This window comes from Peptostreptococcus sp., from assembly GCF_036639115.1.
Taxonomy (GTDB): Bacteria; Bacillota; Clostridia; order Peptostreptococcales; family Peptostreptococcaceae; genus Peptostreptococcus.
In genome coordinates, this window is sequence record NZ_JAVWJH010000003.1 from 183755 (window position 1) to 209266 (window position 25512).

Here is a 25512-nt window from a genome sequence, read left to right on the forward strand (position 1 = left end):
TGTAGATATGTCTAATAAATTAATATCTGACGCATTGTTAGAAGTTGCAGATGCAATAGAATCTGGCAACTTTGGAAAGAAAATTAAAGTAGGTCTAACTACACTTGGAAGCGAACATGGTAGTGAAAATCTAATTCAAGGGGCGAGACTTGCCAATAATGGTATGTTTGAAATAGTTCTAATCGGTAAGGGAGATGAAGACTTTAAGTCTTATGAAGTTGAAACTGAAGATGAAATGTATAAGAAGATGGAAGAACTATTAGATGCAAAAGAGATTGATGCCTGTGTAACTATGCACTACAATTTCCCAATAGGTGTATCTACAGTAGGTAGAGTAGTAGCTCCAGGAAGAGGACGTGAGATGTTCTTAGCGACTACAACAGGTACATCTGCTACTGATAGAGTAGAGGCTATGACAAGAAATGCAATCTATGGTATAGCTACTGCAAAGGCTTGTGGAAAGAAAAAACCTACAGTAGGCATATTAAATCTTGACGGTGCTAGACAGGTTGAAAAAATACTTATAAACCTAAAGGATAATGGGTATGACTTTGACTTTGCTGAATCGATGAGAGCAGATGGTGGAGCTGTTATGAGAGGGAATGATCTATTAATAGGTGTTCCTGATGTAATGGTAACTGACACTCTTACTGGTAATTTACTTATGAAGGTATTCTCTTCATTTAATACAGGTGGAGATTTTGAAGCTCAGGGATATGGATATGGACCTGGAATAGGTGAAGACTATGATAGAAGAGTTCTTATATTATCAAGAGCAAGTGGTTCTCCAGTAGTTGCTAATGCCCTAAAATATGCATATGACATAGTAAAGGGTGAAGTAAATGTAGTTGCTAGAGATGAGTACAAAAAAGCAGTTAAGTGCGGCCTAGATAAAGAAATAGAAGAATTAAAGGCTAAGAAAGCACCTAAAGAAGCTACTGAAGAAGTAAAGGCTCCAGAAAAAGAAGTAGTTACTGAAGCTATAACAGGGGTAGATATACTTGACCTTGAAGATGCTGTAAAGTCACTATGGAAAGAATCTATATATGCAGAGAGTGGTATGGGTTGTACTGGACCTGTAGTAATGGTTTCTACTGCAAATGTGGATAAGGCAGTAGACGTTTTAAGAAAGAATGATTTCGTAAAGTAAAAATAAATGAACTTAATATAAATCAAATAAATGCCGCAGAAATATAAATTTCTGCGGCATTTATATTATAAACACTAAATCTATAGAAATTATATCCTTATTTTTATTCTAGCTATTAATAAAGATTTAGTTGTAGAGTTAATACTATATAATGAATTATATTTGCTTGTATTGAATAATACTAATATGATACACTATAAAAGAAATTATCAAATGCATATTATTTAGAGGCTTTGAGTGGTAAAATATTTATATTTTATAAGAAAAGTAGTAACTCCTATATGAGATTGTATAGCTGGCTAATAACATTCAAATTTCTTGTTGTAGCAACAATTTCGAGTTTCTTTTCAATGTAGTTATTATTTAATTTTTTCTTTGGAGAATTTTTTGGCAAATACATGTAAAACATCTTTCTCCAAAATTAAAAATTTCGCATCCAAAGTTAGTATATTTTAGTTTTTTAAGCTTCGAATCCTTTTATGCAATACATTTTATGAAATGGATTTTATAGTAACTTTGAGAGTAGTTTTTGTTGTAACTATCAAAACACAGTACAAGTATCATTGCTAGTATTAGAATATATATAATTTGGAAATGTTTCATTTTATAATTACTATTAATATTATTTAAAATTGCTATTAAATTGAATTCGAAACTTTCTATTTTGAAAGTGATTTTATAGAGTGAAAAATAAAAAAAGTAAAATATTTGTTTTGCTTTAAAAAAAGATAGATAGAAAAATAATTATCTAATTAAAAATCGTATCTAAAATTGATTAATATGTGATTCTTAATTAAAAAATATTAAGGATAGTTTGAAAAATAATAAAAAGATTTCATAATATATTATCTGTTAAAACGTTGAAATAACAATATTTTAAAGTGTTTGACAAAGAGACATAAAAAATAATAACAAAAAAACGTTAAAAATATATTAAAAATATGTTAAGAAAACAATTTCTTGGGTAAATATTAAACTATAAGGCAATATTAAATTAGATATAATAAAAAATTAAGTCTTTTATTAATATTCCATAAAAAATAATTAACAAACAATTAATTAATAAAATTATATTTAACTGGAGGAAGAATACATGAGTAAAGTAATAATTATAGGCGCAAATCACGGTGGTACAGCAGCAACAAGAACTTTATTAGCAAACTATCCAAACGATGAGGTAGTAGTATATGATAAGAATAGTAATATATCATTTCTAGGATGTGGTATGGCTCTATGGATAGGTAATCAGATTTCTAAGCCAGATGGTCTTTTCTATGCTTCTAAGGAAGAATTTGAAAAGCAAGGAGCTAAGGTTCATATGGAGGCTGAAGTTCACAATATAGATTTCGATAACAAAAAAGTATTTGTTAGATTGAAAGATGGAACAGAAATAGAAGATAATTATGATAAGTTAATACTAGGTACAGGATCACTTCCAATAGTACCAAATATACCAGGTAAGGACTTGGAAAATGTTCAGCAAGTTAAGTTATTCCAGAACGCTCAAGAAGTAATAGAAAAACTTCAGCATCCTGAAATTAAGAATGTTGTAGTTGTTGGTGCTGGATATATAGGTGTTGAACTTGCAGAAGCATTCGAAAGACATCACAAGAATGTTACTATGGTGGATATAGCTGACACTTGCCTACCAGCTTACTATGACAAGCCATTCACTGACCTTATGAAGAAGAACCTATCAGACCATGGTATAAATCTAGAATTTAATCAGGCTGTAAAGGAAATCAAGGGTACTAATGGAAAGGTAAGTTCAGTAGTAACTGATAAGAAGGAAATAGAAGCAGACATGGTTATCCTTTCTATAGGATTTAGACCAAACAACGCTTTAGGTAAAGATAAGCTAGAATTATTCAAGAATGGATCATACCTAGTAAATAAGAAGCAAGAAACTAGTGTTAAGGATGTATATGCTATAGGTGATTGTGCAACTGTATATGATAACTCAATAGACAATACAAACTATATTGCTTTAGCTACTAACGCTGTAAGAAGTGGTATTGTAGCAGCTCATAATGCTGGTGGAACTGAGCTAGAGTCTATCGGTGTACAGGGATCTAACGGTATTAATATATATGACTTAAAGATGGTATCAACAGGTATTACAGTATCTAAGGCCGAAAAATTAGGCTTAGACGTTGAATACACTGATTTCGAAGATACTCAGAAGCCTGGATTTATCGAAACTACTAATCCAGAAGTTAAGATAAGAATAGTATATGATAAGAAGACTAGAGTAGTGTTAGGTGCTCAGATGGCATCAGAATATGATATGTCAATGGGTATACACATGTTCTCATTAGCTATACAAGAAAAGGTAACAATAGAAAGATTGGCACTGTTGGATATATTCTTCCTTCCTCACTTTAACCAGCCATACAACTATATTACAATGGCTGCATTAAGTGCCAAGTAATAGTAATTTCAATATGTTCAGCCGAGGGTTTCCCTCGGCTGATACCATTTTGATACCATTTTATAATTTTTCTAAAAAATCTATAACTTCTTGGTGCCTTGTTTCATAAAGATGTGCATAGGTATTTATGGTTGTAGAAATATTTTTATGACCAAGTCTTTTTGATACAATCATAATATCAATACCATTATTAATCAGCATTGTAGCATGAGAATGTCTAAGGTCATGTACTCGGATATGTTTTAAATTATTATCTTTGCATATTTTCATTAAATTTGTTTGTAACCATGTGTTAGTTGGATGAGAAAATAACTGCATTTTTTTGTTTGGTTTATATAAGGTATCAATATAGCTCATAATCTCTTTATATAACCAAGATGGTATAAGAACTTTCCTAACCGATTGCTGATTTTTAGTTTTATCCATTCTCTTTTGCCTATAATTATAGGCTTTGTTAATATCTATATATGTATCGTATATATCTTCTATAGTAAGTCCTAGTAGCTCTCCATATCTAATACCTGTATAAAAAAGTATCTTATATGCGATAATTTTTTCAGGATCTGTTACATAGTCTAGAAATTTATCAAAATACTCTTTTGTCCATACTTGTTTTTCTTTAGTTTCCGTTGGTAGCTTAGATATAGTCTTTACGGGATTATAAATAGTATTATATATTTTATTATTATGGTTAAACACACTATACAGTATATTAGTAGACTGATTTATAGTTTTATTTGCTTTCCCATTCTTAGAGAGGTCCTCTTGCCAAAATAAAATAATTTTAGGGGTAACTTGATTGATAGTTAATCCATGTAGTAAAGAGAGATTCTTTGCATACCATTTTTTATTTTGAATAGTATTTTCTCTAAGTCTAGTTGATATATATGCAAAGTATTCTTCGATAGCATCCAATACATACATATTTTTTATATTTTCATTAAGATAATTAATTTCCCATTCTTTAGCTTCTCTTTTTGTTTTAAATCCACGTTTAAATTTTTGTTTTGATTCACCTTTATAATCTTTATACCTAAATTTACAGTACCAGGTATTAGTTGTGGTATCTTTATATTGAGTCATGTTTATTTACACCTACCTTTATGTTATAATATAGGTATCACAAAATAGCCTAATGAAAGGCCTGTGATAGATATAAGAAGTAGTTCATGCGGTCAAACTTGAGACTACTTCTTTTTATTTATTCTTATCAATCCAATTCTGATCATATCCAATTGCATTTATGATATCATCTATAGAAATGGTAGTGAAGCTGGTATTATACGTATGAATAAAATTTTCAAGCTTTTTTAAGAACATTTTATATTCATTCTTAGGTAGAAACAGCTTTAGCAGTACAACAATGGAAAATATGTTTTTGTTTCTTAATTTATCATAATTTAAAGAACGCTCTAAAGATCCTTCTTTAAATCTAGTCTTATAGTTATAAAGCCTTTCATCATGAGCGCATACATTTCTTAACATAACAGCAACGCCTAAACATTCATCTAGCATTTCAGCTGAAATATGAATTTTAGTCTTATAATTATTATAGTAATGCCTTGAGACTTCTTTTGCTATTTGTAACCTTACTGATGATTCGCATACTTTATATAATTTTGAAATATTTCCGAAAGTTAAATAATTTGTTAAAACCCAAAGAGGACAGTGTTGATACTTTTCTATATAGTATGTTACAGCATTTTTCTTTTGCTTAGAAATATTACTTGATAATACAGATATCACGAGTAGTATATCTTTAGTTTTTTTAGTATCAGATGTATAGTTTTCAAATGCTAAATATGAGTTTTTATCTGGATATGATTCATGAAAATAATATGCTACACTAGTTTTAATAAAGCTTTCAAATTTTATTAATTCAGGGAGCAGTATATTCCTTAATTCTCTATCCATTTTAAATAATTCGAAAATTTCAAATATACTTGAACCATCTTTATAATAATCTTCACTCGAAGATCTATCTTTATCTAAAAATAAGTCTTTGTATCCATTTATTACACAATAGTAGTTTTCCCTTTCTAAGAATCTTTTTGCCTCAGAACCATTTTTAATGATTAGGTTGCGGTTTCTTAATATTTTCAACATTTGATTTGTTGTTTTAAATGGTTTTTCATTTGCCATGTTAACCTCCAAAAAAAATGCCCAACCCCACATAAGGATTAGGCTTAATCTGTTCATTGTTCCTTATTCCCCTTGAGGATATAAGGTTAATCTTTAAAAAAATTATAGCACTTATAAAAAAAAAAGTCAAGCCGTTAGTTTTATACATTTATAATAATATTTTCCATATTAATTATTTTCGTAGATTACCTTATACCTTATATTTTTTAATTAATTTTCTACATTTCTAGTTAATGATGAGGATAATGGTATTACTGATAATAAATCAGGAAATTTTTCATCGTTAATGAAAGCACCCATGCCTATATCGCCTTTATTTTCTCCGTAATGAAAAGTATTAAAAATAATATTGTCTACATCATAGTCAATCTCTTCATCTAATCTTTCAACTTTTATACCCTTAGATTTTAATGTATTATCTACACTTTTATCTAATATATTATAATCTCCCATAATATAAATTCTATTAACTTTTAACCTCTTTAATTCATTTAATATATCAGTTCTTATACCATGTTTAGGATTTACAAAGTAAGGTACATTTAAAGCTGATGAGAATTGGCCACCGTATAAGGCTGTTTTAAAATCATTTCCACTTGCTATTACAGCAAGGTTACCGTTTGCTTTATTCATATATTTTTTATTAGCATTTACTGATGTTTCGTACCTGTCGTATCCAGAAATCCTTGATACATTCATATCTGCAAATACTGAAATAGATGAAGTAAAGAGGAGTGCCATTGATAAAGTTAATGATTTGATAAATTTTTTATTCATTACAAGACCTCCTCATAAAATATACTATTTAATAAATTGAAAATAATCTGATTTTAAGTTATATTCCTAATAAATCTTTTTTCTTTTGTTCAAACTCTTCACTTGTTATAATCCCATCGTCAAAAAGTGTTTTAAAATCTCTAATTTCATCTGCAATGCTTTTAGTATTATTTATATTATTATTTTTTTCAAGTTTTTTGACTTGATTTTCGAGTATAGAGATGATGTTTTCTACATCTTCAGTTGCTTGTCTATATTTATTTGATGATGTTTTTGTTTTTTTCTGTAAGATAGGAATCCTTATAACTGGAGTATAAACATTGTCCATATTAACAATTATTTTAAGATTATCAACGTATTTCCTCTGTTTTTTAGCACCAGTAACTGAGCCTACTATAGCTCCTATACCTCCAAAAGTTATAGCCCCAATAGCCGCTCGACCAAGTCCTCCAGATGTTATTGTAACTCCATCTTCGACCACATCATATGATAAAATTTTGCTGAATTCATAGGTACACTCTGCTTGATTTTCTGATTTACTTTTGTTAATATCAAACAACTGATTTACTCTGAATAATCCAGATTTAGTATCTGCAGAAAATGTCGAGTACTTAACAACAGGTTTAAAACCTTTACTTGAGATAATATCTTTTTCATTTAAAATATCTTTTGCAGTATCTAGAGTTAGCATATTTTTTGATTTCTTGAAGTTTTCAGGAGTTATCATATTGTCATTTATTTTTTTATAACAACTATAACAAATTTCTCCATCAGCTATCTTTATTAGATTTTTATCATTAAATTCATTGCAAATAGGGCATAAGTTTGCTTTGGAAGTAATTATATTACCTGAACTATTTGTTTTATTAGTTGATTTAGATTTATAAAAAAAGAACGCTGAAAGCAATCCAAATACTACTGCAGCACTTAAGAATGCAGGATCTGAGACTATGTATAAAACTACGTACACAATAGCAAAGAAAAAGGACACTTTAAATGCTATATTCCATTTGTTTTTTTTCATTTTATTATTCTCCTTTTTAAAATAAAGTTTTTGTATATTAATTTGAGTTGTGCAAGTTATATTTTATAGCATAACTATCCAGCAATAAGACTATAATACGTTATTTGTATTAGAGTGGCGTGCCCTATTTTCTCATTGTCTTTTTTTGAATCTTCTAAATCCATAAATTTTATAGAGTCTGGGTAACCATCTGGCATATTATAGCTTTTAAAAGCATATTGAATTCCTAGTGGGAACTTCTTTGAACCATAATATCCTTCATCTAATCCTAGTATTTCTAAAGGGTCATTGTTATAAAAATCAATTACACTATCTGGCTCGGATTCTATTCGAACTCTAACTACTTTATTATCATATATCCAAAATTCATAGCTAATATTATTTACTTTGTATATGAGCGTATTAATATTATATTTTTTATTATTTGTATTAGAGGTCCAGTTAAAGTTATCTGTGTCATTAGGAGATCCAAAACTTGAAATAACGGTTTCCTTATCTTTGGAAGCATATTTTTTGGCGTCATATATTATATTAAAATTTTTATTCTGTTTATCCCCAATCATATTTTTATCTGAAACGTTGGAAGGGGCTGTTGCATTAGAATTTTTGTTTTGTTTATTTTCAATGATATTTTTATTTGGGACCTTGGGAGAATTTGATTTGTTTTCTTTTTCCAACCCTCCAAAAATTAAAGGAATTATTGTTAGGAAGATAAAAATACCTAGAATACTGAAACATCCTACTTTAAAGCAGCCTTGAGGAGTATTTTTATCTTTATTATAGACTTCAGTATTTGAAGATATATCTTTTTTTTCATTGTGGCCTTCATTAAATCCATTTAAATATTCATTTTTCTTTATTTCGAATTCTTTCTCAGTTATTATACCTTGATCTAAGAGTTCTTTTAATTGTTTCAAATCTTCTGAGCTTATTTTTTTCAATGATAAATCCTCCAAAAATGATTATACTTTTATTTGATACAAGTTATTATTAATTAATTTTAGAATTTGTCATTCTCCTTTTTTAAATTTTTCAAATTTTTTTAAAAATAGATAAATGTGGATAAAAAATAATAGAATAGTTTTCAAATTCTTTGTAGACTCCAAATTTTTGAGAATAGTATTCTACTGCTTCATTAAAAAATTCTTCTGTCACATTTAGTTTTTCTATTATTTCAAATTTATTTAAATTATCGTTGATTACTAAGCCAGCAATCATATTTAAGTCAATGAGTTTGTCATATGCTAATTTTCTAGCTAAACGTTCTTGTTTAATATTTTCAATATTGTTGTAATCAATAATGTTTCCGTATGATGAATGATGATGGCCTAACTCTTCAGCTAAAATACATGTATTCTCACTTGTTGTGGAAACTTTCTTGTTTATAGCTATTTTATTATTCATATATAGTCCAGCAGCGTTACTATTTAATGATACTTCTCTTACCATTATTCCTTCCTGATATGCTTCCTCCAAAAGATGCTCATACAAAGTCATAAATTACCACTTGTCCATTTCCTCAAAGTCTTTTATCATCAAGTCTATTTGATCTTCGCTTGTATCATCATTATGCGCTGCTAAAGTAAGTTCAGTAGTGTATTTATCGATTTCAGTCAACTCTGAGACTCTTTTCAAAGCTTCTTTCTTGCCGATTACATTTAATGAATTGTACTTAGATAACAATAAGTATTTATCTTTTGTTATTATATCTTCTGTTGTGTTGTTACTTTTATATTGCTCAAGTATATCTGACTTTTGAACGTTAAATAGTGAAGCTATCTGCTCTATAACCCCCATTCGAGGTACTGATTTTTCTAAAAGCCATTTCCCAACTGTGCTTTCGCTCACTCCTAATTTTTTAGATAGCTCACTGTTATTGATGTTGTTTTCATTCATCAATCTCTTTAGATTTGAGCTAATATTCTTTTTTGTATCTGACATAATAATCAACTCCTTTAAGATGATTATAGAATTATATTCCAAAAAAGTCAATGGAAAATAAAAAAATATAGAATTTAATTCTAAAAAAAGCATTGACAGTAGAATTAAATTCTAGCATGCTTGACTTATAACTTAGAAGAAAGGGGATGAATAGGATGTCGATTTCACTAAAAGCAGCAAGAGTTAATGCTGGGCTGACAATAAAAGAAGCTTCTAAAGAACTTGGTATAAGCCATTCTACTTTAATAAAGTGGGAAAAAGAACCTTGGAAAGTAAATCCAGAAAAACAAGATGTAATATGTAAGGCTTATGACATACCGATTGATTTCGTAGATTTTGCTTTTAAAAATTTTAAATAATAAGTAGAATTTAATTCTATTTAGTTAAGGAGGTATATCATGAAAATATATACAGTAGAGGAGTTTTTAGCTTGGGCAGTCAATAAGGATGTGACAGACCCTTTCAATGTAATTGATTTAAATAATGATTAATTTTATGGAGGTAGAAAATGAACGAATTAAAGATTTTTAACAATAACGAGTTTGGAGAAATAAGAGTTTTAGAAAAAGATGGAGCCCCTTGGTTTGTTGCTACGGATATATGTAAGAGTTTAGAACTATCAAATGCTACAGTTGCAGTTAATGGATTAGATGAAGATGAACGCTCTAAGTTTAACTTAGGTCGACAAGGGGAGTCAAATATAGTTAATGAATATGGGCTTTACAACTTGATATTATCAAGCAGAAAAAAGAGTGCTAAAGAGTTTAAAAGATGGATAACTCACGAGGTAATACCTTCTATTAGAAAACATGGAGCATACATGACGGAAAATGCACTAGAAGAAGCTCTTACCAGTCCTGATTTTCTAATAAAACTAGCAACTCAATTAAAAGAAGAGAAAGAGTCAAATAAAAAGCTAGTAGTAGAGAATAAAATCAAAGATCAGCAGATTGCAGAATTAAAGCCAAGTGCTGATTATACAGATAGAATATTGAAAAATAACGGACTTGTAACTATAAGTCAAATTGCTAAGGATTATGGAATGGCTGGCAGAAGCATGAACGAAAAGTTACATCAACTAAAAGTGCAATACAAGCAATCAGGACAGTGGTTACTTTATGCTAAGTATCAAAATAAAGGATATACGCACTCTGAAACAATAGATTTACCACTTGAAGATGGAAGTACAAAAATAGTAATGAATACAAAGTGGACACAGAAAGGGAGATTATTTTTATATGAAAAATTAAGGGAAAACGGAATATACCCTAGAATTGAACAAAATTAGAAAAATAAAGAGGAAACGATTCCAAACAGGAGGACGTAAAATGGAAGAAAAATACTATATAGAACATAAAGAAGTAATGAAATTAACAAGCTCGTCACAAAGCAGTGCATACAAGATAATAAGACAATGCAATAAAGAGCTTAAAGAAAAGGGATATATGACTATTCAAGGGAAGACACCTAGAAAATATCTATTAGAAAGATTGGGGCTAGATTCAAAGATTTAAGCAAGATAAAAAATGGTTGGGAGGATAGGAACATGGATAGGGATAAACTAACAGATCTTGTAGAAAAGTATAGACTAGAAGACATTAAATTAAGCGATATAGATTTTGAAGAGGAAAGAGAATACTAGAGTGTAAGACTACTAATAGCTATGCATCTAAAGAATGGGAGGAAGGCATACCTCCACATTATGAAATACAATGTATGCATTATATGGCAGTAACAGGAGCTGAAAAATGCTATGTAGCGGTATTAATAGGAAACCAAGAATTTAAAATTCATACTTTATTAAGAGATGAAGAAACAATTGAATATCTGATGAAAATAGAAGAAAAATTTTGGGAAAAGTATATAACTGGAGATAGTATGCCACTGCCAGATGGTTCAAATCAATATAGTGATTACCTAAGAAATAAATATAAAGATTCAAATGGAGAAAAAATAAATCTGGAGTATTTAAATAATGGTAGGGAAAAGATTGAAAACTATTTTAAACTAAAAGAGGAAAAGAAAAGTATAGAGAATAAAATAAAAGAAATAGAACAGATTTTTCAAAAAGAGATGAAAGAAAATGATAGAGCAGTTTTAGGGGATTATAAAATAACTTGGAAAACTACGGTTAGAAATAACTTTAATGCTAAAAAATTTAAAGAAGAATATCCTGAATAGTATTTATAACCCTTATATATTTCTAAATATAAGCCATCATTGAAAATAATATTACCTATATTATAACCAACTTATCCATACAACTTTTCAATTCTTATTACCTTAGATTTAAAAGTATTATCCGCACTTTTATCTAACATATTATAATATCCCATAACATAAACTCTATTAATATTTCATCTCTTTAATTCATTTAATATATCAGTTCTTACATCATGTTTAGGATTTACAAAGTAAGGTGATAAAATAACTGCTGAGTATATAGCAAAAATGAAAGGTCTAGAATACTTTAGAGATGATGGAACTGAAAAAGATTATAATATGATTTATGTTGGTGGACAAGGGGAGAATAGATTCGAGACAGCAAGATATGTACTAAATAAATGACTTTAAATAGAAAAGGGGGGATAAATTTATCTCCCCTTTTTCTAAAACATGCTAAATTCAATATATATATAATTAAATCTTAATATATTCTTCCAGATGCATCTGTATCTTTACTTCCTATAAATCTTATTGGTAAAGGCTTTTGTGATACAAAATGAGTTCCTGAAGGTATATATCCTTCTTCACCAGGTGTACCGGTTGCACCACCTCCACCTGCATTAGTTGTATATGTAGATGGCATTTCATCTTTTGCCATTTGCATAGCCCTATAGATTGGTCTTCTTCCATCTGCATATTTCCAAAATCTTTCAGGGAACAATACAGAATCTATTGTGTAAACATTATCTGTCCATCCTAAAAATGCTCCCCATTCACCAGGTTTTATACCAAATTTTCTAGCCCAATTATCATAGTAAGCACCTTTACATGAATTCAAAAATACAAATCTAAATACTCTAGGGTTTTTAATTTGATCAATATTAAGTGACCAATTATTTCTAGTGTTCGCTAAACTATAAGGATTTCCATGGCAGTTAACAAACATTGCTTTGCCCCCATCTCCAGTTTCTATAAAATTTTTTAATTGATCTACATTCCCATTTTTAAAAGTATATGCTTTTAAATTTTTAGTAACATTATAATCCATTTGTTTTAGACCACCAGCGGCCATATTTCCAGAGTATCCAGCATTCCAAAGTCCTTCGTCAGAAAAAGATTGGGCTTCCTTTTTATTCTTTTTAGTAGTATTTCCAATATAATTTCCATTAGATGCATCAATGAAAATCACAATGTCTTCAAAATCTATTTGATAAGCTAACATAAGACTATCGCTTGAATTATCAAGTGTACGATCTTTAGGTTTTATTACTGTTAATCTTTTGCCTATCACTTCGCTATTAGAGTTAAAATTTTTAGCATTAGAAATTGAATTATTAATAGCGGAATCTTCTGAAATTATATCTCCTTTATATTCAAATTTATTTTTATAAACACTATATCCTAGTAAAACATTAGTTTTTTCATCTATAGTTACACTTACAGCGTCATATGGATTGAATACATTATTCATAATAGGTTTCTGAAAAACGAGGCTACTTACTTTACCTTCTTTATCAATATAATTTTTTTAAAATTTGAATCAGTTAATGTTTGAACTTTAAGTATTTCACCTTTATTAGATATATCTACAACACCATCATTATTAAAGAAAAGTTTATAATACTCTTCATCCACTGTATTTTTTTTAGATTTTATAACTTCTTTTTTAAAATTACTTACATTTATACCATATGAATCGAGTTCATATTTTAAATCATCTATATTAAAAACATCTCTTTCAGGGCTTCTTTTATTTCTATTTTTTGAAAGACTTTTTTCAAAATCTTTTAGTTCTTCAGTTGATTAAATAGTTTCTCCATTGTTGTAAAACATATTATCTTTGTTAGATTATGTTTTTCCTTGAGCCATTGCTAATGAAAAAAAATTTATAAATACAAAAATAAACGCTGATACAATAGAAATAATTTTTGTTAAAAATTTTTAATCAGATTATTAAAACTCCTTTTCAAGTATATTGTTTATTTCATTTAATATATTTTCAGCAAGCACATCTGTAGTTTTTATTTTAAATGTACCCTGATATTTTCCATCTTTATTTAAATTAAAATAGAGTGAATTATCAATACTTTTAACTGGATACGGTAATTCCAATTCATATTCTTCAAAATATACCTTCATAGGAAGGATTATATTATACATTTGATAAGTTTTTTTGTATTTTCCAGAGTCAACACCATTAATGAATAACATTAAATTTTTATAAAGATTTTTTGATGTATTAGTATTTGTTAACAAATTTTTTCCGGATTCAAGAATTTGATGATTTGAATGTGAACTGGCTATTTGATCTAAATCAAATATAATGTCACCTTTATTTATTTTATATCTTTTTAAAATAAAACCCTTATTTTCAATGAATGATTTATGTGCATCATTTATATTATTTATAAATGAAACATCATCTGATTCAATATATCCATTTTCATTATTTCCAGAAAATAATTTACTTGTTTCATAACGGTCTTTTCCAGCAATTCTATTAGCTTCAAAGAATTTTTTTTGTTCATTATTAATTACTGACTCTCCACCAATAATAGTTTTAGTAAGTGAATATTTATCTAACTCTGACTTAATTTTATTATTTATTAAATTACTATAATTATCTATAAGTAGAACAGGTATATCCTTAGAAGCTACAATGCTTGCATCTGCATATGATTTACCAGAAACAAGGTTTACTTGGTTAGTGCTATAATTATCATTATAATATTCAAATATTTTTAGAGATGTATCAAATCTATTTTGTCCAGATAATCTTTTTGTTATTTTTATATCATTAAAAAGCTCATTTCTTAATGAGTTTTCACCACCTATTAATATAACCTTTCTTGAGTTTTTCATTTTTAAGTTTTCTTCTTTTGTTAAACCGTTATTGCTAACATATAAAATATCGCCTTTTTCTTTATTAACTAGTGGCATAGCAGAAAGCATATCAACAGGTTTATCTTTAGAAACCACAAATAGTGGAGTTTCGGAAATACCTTTCTCTGCAGCAAAAGAACTTCCAACTGTAAATCCCGTGATTGCAAATGTACTAGCTAAAATTAGAGTTAAAATTTTTTTCATTACACAACCTCCTTATATAACATATTTTTTATTAATATAACCTCCTTAATATAACCTCCTTTTAAATATAAAGAATATAACCTCCCTTAAAATGCAAAAAATTAAAAATATTCTGTATTTTAAACATAGCACTTTATATATTGTTAGTCAAATTTGAATAAATAATTTTTGTTAATTAAGATATAATATATAAAAATAAAACTTAAGTATAAATTTTAATAAAATAAAATAAGTATTTTATTAAAAATAAGTGGAAAAATAAAATAAAAATGGAGAGGGACTTAATATTAAAGCCCTCTCCATTTCAAAGTAAGTGTTCTAATTATTTACGATATATCCAGTAGTTTTCAACTATGTATTTGCTATTTTTTCTCCTAATCTTTTTATTATATTAATTAAAACAAATAATCCTACACATCTACCTAATATAGTAGGAAGAAGAGTTATTACGGGTAACAGCATTATATTTATTATTATAATATTCGAAGATTTTCAAGCATGTATCATATCTGTTTGCCAAGACAACTTTTTAATGGCACTAATATCAGTAAAAAAACAAATCCCAATATAAAATATTGGGATTTATAAAGTAGCTAAATAAACAAGTGTTTTTTATTTATGTTTGCTTATTAAATGTTTGAAAAAAAATTTAGCTAGAAAATAAATAAGAGCTAAAATAGCAAGTAAAATAAAAAAATTAAAAATGGTTATAAGAATTTCCATAAATGGCTCCTTTAAATATATAAAAAACAAAAATTTAGTAGATTTTGTTTTTAAAAATATCTATAATCTGTAGTTATATTTATACCATGGATTTTCTGTAACCAGCATCGATAGCCTCTTTTTCAGAGTTGAAAAACTCTAAGTTATCTACTTTTATTTTGCCGTAGTATCTCTGTCCTGGCATGTGATAGATCATGCTTTCTTTATTTGCATGAATTTTACCACCAAGAATTTCTGTTGAAGTATCTGATTCAGTCGTATATTTTTTCGCATATGAGTTTACAACATTTTCATCTACAGACCTGTTGCCACCAACAACGATTATATTTTTAATATTGTTGTTTTTAATATAGTTAGCAATATTTTTATATGGTGTTTTGCTAGGAGTCAGTAGTATAGGTGCAGTATATTTGGCAGACAAAACAGAAGCTGATAGGGCATCTGGATAATTCTCACCACTAACAAGTATAATTGTATCAAAATTCTTATTTAATATATTTTTAAAACCATCTGCTACTGATATAGATGTTTCATATCTATTTTTGCCAGAAAAATATTTGGTTTTACCAGAGTTACATCCGTTTCCGCCGAAGAACCAATCATATGTATCACGATACATATCCTTTTTTCTTTCAAGTGACAAATTAGCTAGTTCTAAGTTGATTTGTTTATTTTCACTATTAGAGCTATATATACCAATAAAAGGTCCAGCAACTAGAGCATCTGGAAAATTCCAACCATATGTCCCTGCTTGTAAAATATTTTTATTACCTTCAGTTTCCAGTTTGCTAAGTCTTAGTCTTTCTTCAGACACAGCCTTGGCTGTTTTTACTCTATCATTTCCGTGAAGCCTTCTAACAGGGAAACCTAAAGATAATAATTCTTTTTCTACCTTTTTGGAAATCGCTTTCTCACCACCCAAAATGTATATTTCTTTAGGGTTAATTCTTTTTATTTCTGAACTAATTCCACTACTTAGTTTGTTTTTCTCAGTTAATAATAGTGGAGCATTTTCTTGTGATGCCATGGTGCCACCAATCAAAGCATCTGCATATCCTTGTCCACTTGCTATTAAAACATAATCAGACTCTTCGATTTCCTTCGAAACATTAATCGAAGTTTCATAACGATTTTGTCCCTCTATACGTTCCACATTGATAGTATCTGCATTAGAAATATTTCCTAGAAGTGGAAGGGCTATAAACGCAGCTAAAGAAAAACTAATTATTTTTTTGAATTTCATGGTATAACCTCCTTTTTAATATTTATTTCTTTCTTATGTTTATAATATCACAAGGGATAATTAAAATCTATATGATTTAGAAAAGAATGATTTAAAAAGAATTAATTATAAAATAAATGAGAGAAAATGTTTACGGTGATTTTGTAAACTACTACCTAGATGTAATAAAAAATGGGAGTAGTTAAATAATATACAGTTCAGAAAAATATTTTTAACTTACAAGTTATCAATAAAAAAATTATAAATGTAAATTGAATATCGACAACTTATGTATAGTGTAATAATTTATTTATGAAAATAATAAAAAAATAAAATATTTAGAAAATATACAATATTTCGATTACATATGATACTATTAGCATAGTATATAAAACTGGGGTGGTATTATATGGTTTTAGTTAATAAAATTGAGTCAATAATTTGAATAGGAGTTTAAAAATATGAAAAACAACAAAAAAATAGCAATATCATTAGCCATAGGAATGAGTGTATGTACTATATTGTCACCAATAGCTCCAATTGTAAATGCAGAAGATATAGAAGTACCAGTTGTAGAACAGAGTGTAGACAACTCTTTAGAAAATAACTCTGAAACAAATGTAGCTGATGATATAAAATCAGAAGCTGTAGAAGAAAAAACTGTAGAAGAAAAAACTGTATCAAGCTATGATGAATTAAAGGAAGCAGTAGAGAATACTGGTACTAAGAAAATTAAACTTAGCAATGATATAGAACTTCTTGATGCGATACTTATAGAAAAGGATGTTACCATAGAAGGCAATGGTAAAAAAATAACAGCCAGGTACGGTTTTGATGGATATATGATGTTTAAAATTGGATGGTGTAATCCTGACATAAATGTTGTATTAAATAATATTATCTTTGAGGGGAGAGTCTATGAAGGTGTTAATGAAGGTGTTGGCAAAGCACTAATCGGGGGTATAGACAATATGGCTAATACAACTATAGAAAGTTGTAGTTTTACAAAAAATAAGAATCATAATGGTGGGGCAATAGAAAATTCTAAAAACATAATTCTTAAAGGAAATAATTTATTTGAAGATAATTTTTCGGAGCATGGTGGAGCTATTGGTCGTTCAGATTTTAATCCTCCATGCAATACTCCATGCGGACCTCCAGAAGCTCAGAATAAAATTCATTCTGAAGAATCTTATTTAGAAGAAAGTAAGATTAATAATATTAAAAAGAACAATATCTGTGAATTAAATGAAGACATATTGGCTACTATTCACATACAAGGAGGGAAAACAATATTCAAAAATAATTTTTCTTATTTTGGAGGAGCAATTAAAAATAATATATTAAAAATTGATGAAAGTGCATCAGTTGAATTTGAAAATAATATTGCATTCTGTGGTGGGTCTATATTTTTTGATGAAGACGAGATAGAAAAAAGAAACTTAAAACCTATTGATATTTCTAGTAATAGTAAAGTCAAATTTAAAATTGATGATGACGTTAAACATTTAATAAAAAGGAGAATGTCGCCATATTCTGATGATATTAAATTAATAAGAAATCAAGGCTTATTCATTGAAACAGATAGTATTGCTGATTTTGATATAAGAAATACTTCTTTTATAAACAACTTAAGTGATAAAAAATTTGTAGATAGCGTGTCTGAAATTGAGATTTGTAATACGGATATGCTTGGAAAAGGAGTTAACACAGAAAAAAACTTCAATATAAGTGATAGTAATATTAAATCAAAAGCAAACGTTACAGAAAATTTTGTTAGAGTTCACACAGATTCAAGCTATCTTGATTCGAAAAATCCTGATTATAATGTAAATATTGATAAAAGCAGATTTGAAGGAATAACAAATATACTTGGATATGAGTATATAGATAGTAAAGGTGAAGTAGGGGATGTAGCAGCAAAGGCTAATTTCAATGTGAAAAATTCATCATTAATGAATAATAATCAAGATATAAATATGGTAAATATAACTAAATTTAGGCCAACAGAACCTGAAGAAGAACCAAAGGAGAGAATGAATTTTATAAAAACCTCATCAAAAAATGGAAATAATAATATAAAATTGAAGCTAACTTTTGATAATAATACAGTAAAGTCTAATAATTTCAGTCAAATGAACTTTGCGTATACTTCATCAGATTGTAGTCTTGAGGATGCAAACAATATAAAAAATGATACTTTAGATCATGCAGAAATGTTATCATCTTCATTAAAACATAATACATTTATATTGAAGGATATAACTGATGAATTATTTAGGGGAGAAAATAATATTTTTATGGGGAATGCAAATGAGGAGTTTTTAAAATTACTTGGAACTCCTAGTAAGATAAAAGGTTCAAGTGAAAATATATTATTTGAAGCATCAAATGAAAATAAAACTAAAAATAAGAATATATATATAAAATCATCAAATGAAAATGACAAGAAAAAGACTCTAGAAAATAATTTACAAAGTTATGATACAGTAGGTTACAGTGATGAAAATGCTAAGATAGAACACTTTAAGCCGGTTGAAAACTCTTATGCTAGTGGTTTTGAAAAAATAAAAGATGTAAATAAAGATGCTATTGGAACAGATAGAAAAGATAGAGTCACTATGGGAGCAATTGAAGGTATCAAGGAGAACAAGCCGGATACGGAATCAGATAATTCTAGTGGAAGTGGAGGAAATAAAAGACCAATTAATAACTATGTAATAATAGCTAACGGTGATAAATATACTGATGTATTGACAGCAACTGTTCTAGGAAATGAGAAAAAAAGTCCAATACTTTTGTCAGAGAAAAATCAAATATCAAATAAAACTCTCAATGAAATAAAGAGACTAAGTACTGATAGTATAATAATATCCGGTGGACCTGACTCTATCTCAAACGACATAATGAGAAAATTGGAAGATGAAGGATATGATGTTAGAAGAATATATGGACAAAATAGGTATGAAACAGCTAGAAAAATAGGAAGTGAAGTGAGGTTAACCAGTAAGAATATGGATGAAGCAATACTGGTAGATGGAACAAACTTCCCAGACGGAATCACAATCAGTTCATTAGCAGCTAAGTTCAAGGCTCCTATACTTTTAACTACACCAGATACCCTTAATCCAACAACAGCAAAGGCAATAAATGATTGGACAATAGAAAATGTATTAATCGGTGGAGGATATAATTCAGTGTCTAAGTCTATAGAAGATAATTTAAGAGTCAAAAATAAGGAAAGAGTAGCAGGAAGCAATAGGTATAATACAGCAGTAGAAATATCAAAGAGATACACTAACAATATAGATTTAGGAAAAAAGTAAAATATTAAAAAATATTTAGAAAAATGAGATTACATTTCGTGATCTCATTTTTATTTAATTTGTATATGTTGAATATTTTTATTTCTTATTAGTATTGTTAGTTACCTGTATTTATAAAGTAATAAACATAGAAAACGGTGTATTTTTAACAATAATAATTATAATACTTAATAAGCAGCTATATATGTTTTAAATTATAATATCATAATAATTATAAAAATAAAAAAGAAGTCAAAATTGACTTCTTTTAAATATTTTGTAATTATTAAATACTTCCACTTATAATTCTTCCATATTAAATTCCATTTTACTAAAAGATTTTTCACTAGATAGAATAAATTCAACAGTTCTTACTTCATCCTTCTCCCAGTTTCCATCAATATAGTACTGACAATTATCAACTGTTACATTTTCGTCGTTTATAAATTTAGCATGTATTATTTTATTAGTGAGTTTTTCTCCAGTATCATTTCTTACATTTCCACGCACATAGTATGTTTCTTCTTTCTTGAAATTAGCTTTTTTTAAAGATTCAATGAGACTATTTTCAAGAGCTTCATTACTTTCAACCTTTTTTGAATTATTTTTAAACTCTTTTGCAAGTTCAGAGTTTATTTTTAAACCATATTTGTCTATTAAAGTATTGATTAGTTTAGATCTTTCGTTATATGCACCTTCAAATATTTTTTGTTTTTCAAAGTTTTCAAAATCATTAAAGTAGACTACATACTGATCTTGAATTTCTAATTGTTTTATATAATCATCATATAATTTCTTTAGTTCTGGATTTTGAAATTCTTTATTTTGAAAATCCTTTAAGTTATTCATTTCATCTTTAATTGCTTCAGATAGAATTTCGTTATTTTCTGTTTCAGATAGGCCTCGCAGTGAAGCTGAATTTACTGTATTATTTCTTTCTTCCAAGCCTTTTCCTATGGCGACTACAAAGTCATTATCAGCGCTTTGATTATCACCTTTGGCACTGCTACAGGATGTCAATGTAACTGACATCAGTATAATGCCAAATAATGTTATTAATTTTTTCATAAAAATCTCCTATCTATTAAGTATGTTTAAATATTCATATTTTATATATTACTCAGTAATATATAAGTATTATTTTCAAAAGCCTTTAGATATTAACAATTAAGATCTAGTATTACATATTATATTTTTGATTTTCTGTAACCAGCTCTTATAGCTTCAGCTTCAGTATTAAAAAATCTTAAATTTTCTTGTTTTATTCTGTTATAGTATCTTTGTCCTGGAACATGATAAATTTTACTGTTTCTATTTCCATGAATTCGCCCACTAACAGTTTCATAAGAAACATTTATATTTGGCTTAGGTGCTGGTTTAGGTGCTGGCTTAGGTGTCGGTTTAGGTACTGGTTTAGGTGCTGGCTTAGGTGTTGGTTTAGGTACTGGTTTAGGTACAGGTTTAGGTGTTGGTGCTATGGCTTTACCTGCATATATATTTGCAACATTGGTATTTATAGAGTTATTCCCACCAACGACTATTATATTTTTAATATTGTTATTTTTTATGTAGCTAGTAAGATTTTGATAGACACTCTTACTAGGAGTTAGAAGTATTGGAGCACTGTATTTTGCTGATAGAACAGAAGCTGATAATGCATCAGGATAGTTCTCTCCATTTACGAGTATAATAGTATTAAAATTCTTATTTAAAACATTTTTAAAAGCATTTGCTACAGATATAGATGTTTCATATCTATTTTTTCCAGCAAAAACACTTGAATCGGTTGGTGAATTATTGTAGCCACCAAAATACCAATTATATTCCTTTGAATAGTTATTTTTATTTCCTTCAGGCAATAAATAAGCCAGTTCAGTTCCATCTTTTTCAGGACTATATAATCCTACCAAAGGTCCAGCTACAAGCGCATCTGGAAAATTATATCCATAAACTCCAGCTTCTATACTTGTAGAAGCTATCTTATTTGTTTCGCTTTTGATGAATAGCCTTTGTTGTGCTATTTTTTCTGCAGTTTCTATTCGATTCTGTCCTGCTAACCTAGTTACATTAAATCCTAGAGAAGAAATTTCGTTTTCTATATTTTTAGAAAGTGTACTTTCCCCACCAAGAATAAAGACTTCTTTAGGGTTTAATCTGTTAATCTCTGAACTTATTCCCTTGCTTAGCTTTGATTTTTCAGTAAGCAGCAGAGGAGCTTTCTCCTGTGATGCTAGAGTACCACCAATCAATGCATCTGCATACCCTTCGCCACTCGCTATCAAAACACAATCAGATTGAGCAATTTGTTTAGAAACATTTATAGACGTTTCATAACGATTTTGGCCCTCTATGCGCGTCAGATTGATATTATCTGCATGCGAAATTCCACCTAGAAATGAAAATCCCAGGATCGTGGCCAAAGAAAAATTGATAATTTTCTTCAACTTCATAATATTACCTCCTATTTAATAAATTATTTTAAATTACTTTGTATATTTATAATATCATGAAGTTTACTTTTAATCTATAAAGATTTTGAAAATATGATACAATTATATCAATAAAAAGATATTTTGTTATAATATTACTAAAATAAGTAAAAAAAGAAAAATATTAAGTTTTATGTCCTAATACTTTCTATAAGTAAAATGTGTATAAAAAATAGAAAAAATCTATATCTGAATATATTAAAATTGTAATTTACTATATATAAAGCAAAGTATTGACTATACTAAATTTAATTAGTATAATTTTATTGATTTAGTTATAAAAATTAACTAATTATTGTTGTCTATAAGACAAAAATTAAAAAATAAATAGGAGGGTACTATGGCACTTAGTATGAAAAAATGTACGTCGTTAGCTTTAACTCTTATCATGTCGGTAGGAATATTATCAGGCTGTGGAAGTTCAAATGATACGGCAAGTACAGCGGGTAAAGAAAAAGACACCATTGTATATGGTATATCAACATCGCCATCAGGAGTATTTAATCCGTTATTGACAGATTCGGTATACGACGATGCAGTTTGTGAAATGGTTTACAGTTCATTATTAAAGTTAGATAATGAATTAAACTTAAAGCCATCTATGGCTGAAAAATATGAAATATCGCCAGATCAAAAAACTATAACATTCAAATTGAAAAAAAATCTTAAGTGGTCAGATGGTAAACCTCTTACTTCTAAGGATGTAGCGTTTACATTTAAAAGCCTTGCAAGTAAAGATTATCAGGGAGAACATAGTGACTATGTATCAAAGGTTCAGGGAGTAGATGAGTATAAGGAAGGAAAAGCAGATAATATATCAGGAATAAAGACACCAGATGAAAGCACAATTGAGCTTACGTTTGCGCAACCATATGATCCAGCTCTTACTAATCTTGGAACAACAGGAATAATACCAGAACATATATGGTCTAAAGTTCCAGAAAATAAATGGAAAGAATCTAAGGATTTAATGAGTAATCCTGTTGGAAGTGGTCCGTTTAAAATGGTTTCATTTACAGAAGGTCAAGATGTTAAGTTTGAAAAGAATAAAGATTTCTTTGGTGGAGAAGCAAAAACTGATAAGTTAGTATTAAAAGTTATAAGTGAAGATACTGTCGCTTCTGATTTAAAGAATGGAGATATAGATTTGGCAGATGTTACAAATTTGAAAAAAGCAGATGTTGAATCTTTAGAAAAAGATGGCTTCAAAACATACAAGCATCAAAATACAATATTCCAATATATGGGACTAAATTATAGAAACCCAATATTTAAGGATATAAAGGTTAGAGAGGCAATGTTAACTGCAATAGATAGACAGGGAATGGTTGATAAACTTATAGAAGGCAATGGAGAAGTAAAAAATGTTCCTATGCTTTCAAGTTCATGGGCATATCCAAAAGATGCTAAGTTAAATGAATACAAGTATGATAAAGAAAAGGCAAAGAAACTGTTGAATGAAGCGGGATATACGGAAAAAGATGGAGTGATGACTAATGCAGAAGGTCAAAAACTTTCTTTCAAGCTAGATGTACCAACAGGAAACAGTGTAAGAGAGCAGACAGCTCAGATAATACAAGAAAACCTTAAGGAGGTAGGAATTAAAGTTGAACTTAATAAGATGGAATTCCCAGCATTAATGGAAAAAGTAGTTGGAAATCATGAATTTGATATGTATATGATGGGGAACAATCTTTCAGTAGATCCAGACTTGACAGCCTACTGGTCTAAGGATTCTGTAAGTGATAAAAAGGGAGAAATGGGATGGAATATCTCAGGATTTACTACTCCAGAACTAGATCAAATGCTTGCAGAAGGTGCAGGTACAACAGATAAAGAAGCTCGTAAAGTTGCATATAAGAAATTTGCAGAGTATATGAATGAACAGATACCTTGGATGTACCTATTTGAACAAAATGTACAAATAGCTACAAATCCAAAACTTGAAGGATTTAATCCATCAGTATTTAGGGATTTTGCTGAAGCTGAAAATTGGAAATTAGCTGAATAGTATAATGATTATTGCGCCACGGAGATTTTCTTTGTGGTGCATTTTTTTGAAAGGAGTAACATGTTTTGAGACGTTATGTAATAAAAAGAATATTAACATCCTTGGTAGTTTTATTTGGTATATCAATCGTTATATTTGCTCTTATAAATATGCAACCAGGAAATCCATATTCTCATATGATGAGTCCGAGTACACCACCAGAAGTAGTTAGGGCAAAACTAGAACAAATAGGATATTATGACCCAATTTATAAAAAGTATTTTAAATGGATCTCGAGGGCTTTAAGGTTTGATTTAGGTTATTCTATAAAATACGCAGACCCTGTTACTACAGTCATAGGATACAGATTGAAAAATACCCTTATATTAATGAGTTTTTCGCTTCTTTTGAGTAGTGTTTTGGGTATAACTCTAGGTGTAATAGCAGCATATAGAAAAAATAGTTATGTGGATGATTTAATAACAGTGATATCTTTTATAGGAGTATCAATACCTTCATTTTTCTTTTCTTTGCTATTGATTAAAAAATTCTCATATGACATGAATATATTTCCGTCATCTGGAATGTATGATGTTCGAAACTCATATGTGGGATTTGCTAGAATTGCAGATATTGTTAGACACCTTATACTGCCAAGTATAGTACTAACACTTCTTCAGGCAACATCATTTATAAGATATACTAGATCTTCTATGATTGAAATTGTAAATAAAGAATATATAAAATGTGCAATGGCAAAGGGCATGAGTTTTAAAGAAGCTGTTGTTAAACATGGATTAAAAAATGCACTTATATCTATAATTACTGTATTTTGCCTTCAAATACCAGCACTTTTTTCAGGAGCATTAATGACAGAAACAGTATTTGTTTGGCCAGGCATAGGAAGGTTAGGCTATGAAGCGGTGCAAAATAGAGATTATCCTCTTATTATGGGGATTTTAATGATAACTGCTGTATTAATATTATTATCGAATCTTTTAGCAGATATTTTATATGCTGTTGTTGATAAAAGAGTTGAACTTGAATAAATTATACGAAAGGTAG

At 28.6% G+C, this 25512-nt stretch carries 21 protein-coding genes and 1 pseudogene; 10 read left to right on the forward strand and 12 right to left on the reverse strand.

Translation table 11 applies throughout. The features are described 5' to 3' along the window. Positions 1–7 precede the first annotated feature (7 nt). Both grdD and nox read left to right on the forward strand, forming a co-directional pair. Entirely contained in the window at positions 8–1150 is a 1143-nt protein-coding gene (gene grdD / locus RR561_RS05140; RefSeq protein WP_332506483.1) for a glycine/sarcosine/betaine reductase complex component C subunit alpha, read from the forward strand. A gap of 1093 nt (positions 1151–2243) precedes the next feature. After that, entirely contained in the window at positions 2244–3581 is a 1338-nt protein-coding gene (gene nox, locus RR561_RS05145) for a H2O-forming NADH oxidase (RefSeq protein WP_332506484.1), read from the forward strand. Between the two features lie 60 nt (positions 3582–3641). On the opposite strand, the gene RR561_RS05150 is transcribed toward nox, so the two are convergent. The 7 genes from RR561_RS05150 to RR561_RS05180 form a co-directional block, all read right to left on the reverse strand. Then, positions 3642–4664 (reverse strand): site-specific integrase, encoded by a 1023-nt coding sequence (locus RR561_RS05150; protein ID WP_332506485.1) that lies wholly within the window; start codon positions 4662–4664, stop codon positions 3642–3644. 114 nt (positions 4665–4778) lie between these two features. Continuing rightward, entirely contained in the window at positions 4779–5780 is a 1002-nt protein-coding gene (locus RR561_RS05155) for an Abi family protein (protein WP_332506486.1), read from the reverse strand. Between the two features lie 153 nt (positions 5781–5933). Beyond that, entirely contained in the window at positions 5934–6500 is a 567-nt protein-coding gene (locus RR561_RS05160; RefSeq protein ID WP_332506487.1) for a cell wall-binding repeat-containing protein, read from the reverse strand. 58 nt (positions 6501–6558) lie between these two features. Then, the gene (locus RR561_RS05165; protein WP_332506488.1) at positions 6559–7524 is read right to left on the reverse strand and encodes an SHOCT domain-containing protein; all 966 of its coding nucleotides are present in this window, start codon (positions 7522–7524) and stop codon (positions 6559–6561) included. Between the two features lie 74 nt (positions 7525–7598). After that, on the reverse strand, positions 7599–8465 hold the full coding sequence (locus RR561_RS05170; RefSeq protein ID WP_332506489.1) for an SHOCT domain-containing protein: 867 nt from the start codon (positions 8463–8465) through the stop codon (positions 7599–7601). 91 nt (positions 8466–8556) lie between these two features. Continuing rightward, complete coding sequence (locus RR561_RS05175) at positions 8557–9021, reverse strand: hypothetical protein (RefSeq protein ID WP_332506490.1); 465 nt, start codon at positions 9019–9021, stop codon at positions 8557–8559. Between the two features lie 3 nt (positions 9022–9024). Then, the gene (locus RR561_RS05180; RefSeq protein ID WP_332506491.1) at positions 9025–9465 is read right to left on the reverse strand and encodes a helix-turn-helix domain-containing protein; all 441 of its coding nucleotides are present in this window, start codon (positions 9463–9465) and stop codon (positions 9025–9027) included. Positions 9466–9620: 155 nt separating this feature from the next. On the opposite strand from RR561_RS05180, the gene RR561_RS05185 reads away from it, so the two are divergent. The 5 genes and pseudogenes from RR561_RS05185 (at position 9621) to RR561_RS05200 (ending at position 11646) form a co-directional block, all read left to right on the forward strand. Continuing rightward, positions 9621–9824, forward strand: coding sequence for a helix-turn-helix domain-containing protein (locus tag RR561_RS05185; protein WP_332506492.1), 204 nt, complete (start codon positions 9621–9623; stop codon positions 9822–9824). 149 nt (positions 9825–9973) lie between these two features. Beyond that, positions 9974–10753 (forward strand): phage antirepressor, encoded by a 780-nt coding sequence (locus RR561_RS05190; RefSeq protein WP_332506493.1) that lies wholly within the window; start codon positions 9974–9976, stop codon positions 10751–10753. A gap of 40 nt (positions 10754–10793) precedes the next feature. Further along, positions 10794–10979, forward strand: coding sequence for a DNA-binding protein (locus RR561_RS05195; RefSeq protein ID WP_332506494.1), 186 nt, complete (start codon positions 10794–10796; stop codon positions 10977–10979). 121 nt (positions 10980–11100) lie between these two features. Continuing rightward, positions 11101–11157, forward strand: a pseudogene (locus RR561_RS09080) (hypothetical protein); the annotation flags it as partial. 33 nt (positions 11158–11190) lie between these two features. Next, complete coding sequence (locus tag RR561_RS05200; protein WP_332506495.1) at positions 11191–11646, forward strand: hypothetical protein; 456 nt, start codon at positions 11191–11193, stop codon at positions 11644–11646. Positions 11647–12112: 466 nt separating this feature from the next. Here the strand turns inward: RR561_RS05200 and RR561_RS05205 are convergent, their stop codons facing one another. From RR561_RS05205 to RR561_RS05215, 3 genes are all read right to left on the reverse strand, one after another. Further along, positions 12113–13102 (reverse strand): hypothetical protein, encoded by a 990-nt coding sequence (locus tag RR561_RS05205; protein ID WP_332506496.1) that lies wholly within the window; start codon positions 13100–13102, stop codon positions 12113–12115. Between the two features lie 482 nt (positions 13103–13584). After that, positions 13585–14718 (reverse strand): cell wall-binding repeat-containing protein, encoded by a 1134-nt coding sequence (locus RR561_RS05210; protein WP_332506497.1) that lies wholly within the window; start codon positions 14716–14718, stop codon positions 13585–13587. An 802-nt stretch (positions 14719–15520) separates the two neighbouring features. Beyond that, complete coding sequence (locus RR561_RS05215; RefSeq protein WP_332506498.1) at positions 15521–16684, reverse strand: cell wall-binding repeat-containing protein; 1164 nt, start codon at positions 16682–16684, stop codon at positions 15521–15523. 440 nt (positions 16685–17124) lie between these two features. On the opposite strand from RR561_RS05215, the gene RR561_RS05220 reads away from it, so the two are divergent. After that, positions 17125–19989, forward strand: coding sequence for a cell wall-binding repeat-containing protein (locus RR561_RS05220; protein ID WP_332506499.1), 2865 nt, complete (start codon positions 17125–17127; stop codon positions 19987–19989). A 279-nt stretch (positions 19990–20268) separates the two neighbouring features. Here the strand turns inward: RR561_RS05220 and RR561_RS05225 are convergent, their stop codons facing one another. Continuing rightward, positions 20269–21036, reverse strand: coding sequence for a hypothetical protein (locus RR561_RS05225; RefSeq protein ID WP_332506500.1), 768 nt, complete (start codon positions 21034–21036; stop codon positions 20269–20271). A 119-nt stretch (positions 21037–21155) separates the two neighbouring features. Next, positions 21156–22418 carry a cell wall-binding repeat-containing protein gene (locus RR561_RS05230; protein ID WP_332506501.1) on the reverse strand — a complete coding sequence of 421 codons (1263 nt, stop codon included), beginning with the start codon at positions 22416–22418 and terminating at the stop codon, positions 21156–21158. Between the two features lie 379 nt (positions 22419–22797). On the opposite strand from RR561_RS05230, the gene RR561_RS05235 reads away from it, so the two are divergent. Continuing rightward, positions 22798–24468, forward strand: coding sequence for an ABC transporter substrate-binding protein (locus tag RR561_RS05235; RefSeq protein WP_332506502.1), 1671 nt, complete (start codon positions 22798–22800; stop codon positions 24466–24468). A gap of 65 nt (positions 24469–24533) precedes the next feature. Then, the gene (locus RR561_RS05240; protein ID WP_332506503.1) at positions 24534–25496 is read left to right on the forward strand and encodes an ABC transporter permease; all 963 of its coding nucleotides are present in this window, start codon (positions 24534–24536) and stop codon (positions 25494–25496) included. Positions 25497–25512: the final 16 nt, after the last annotated feature.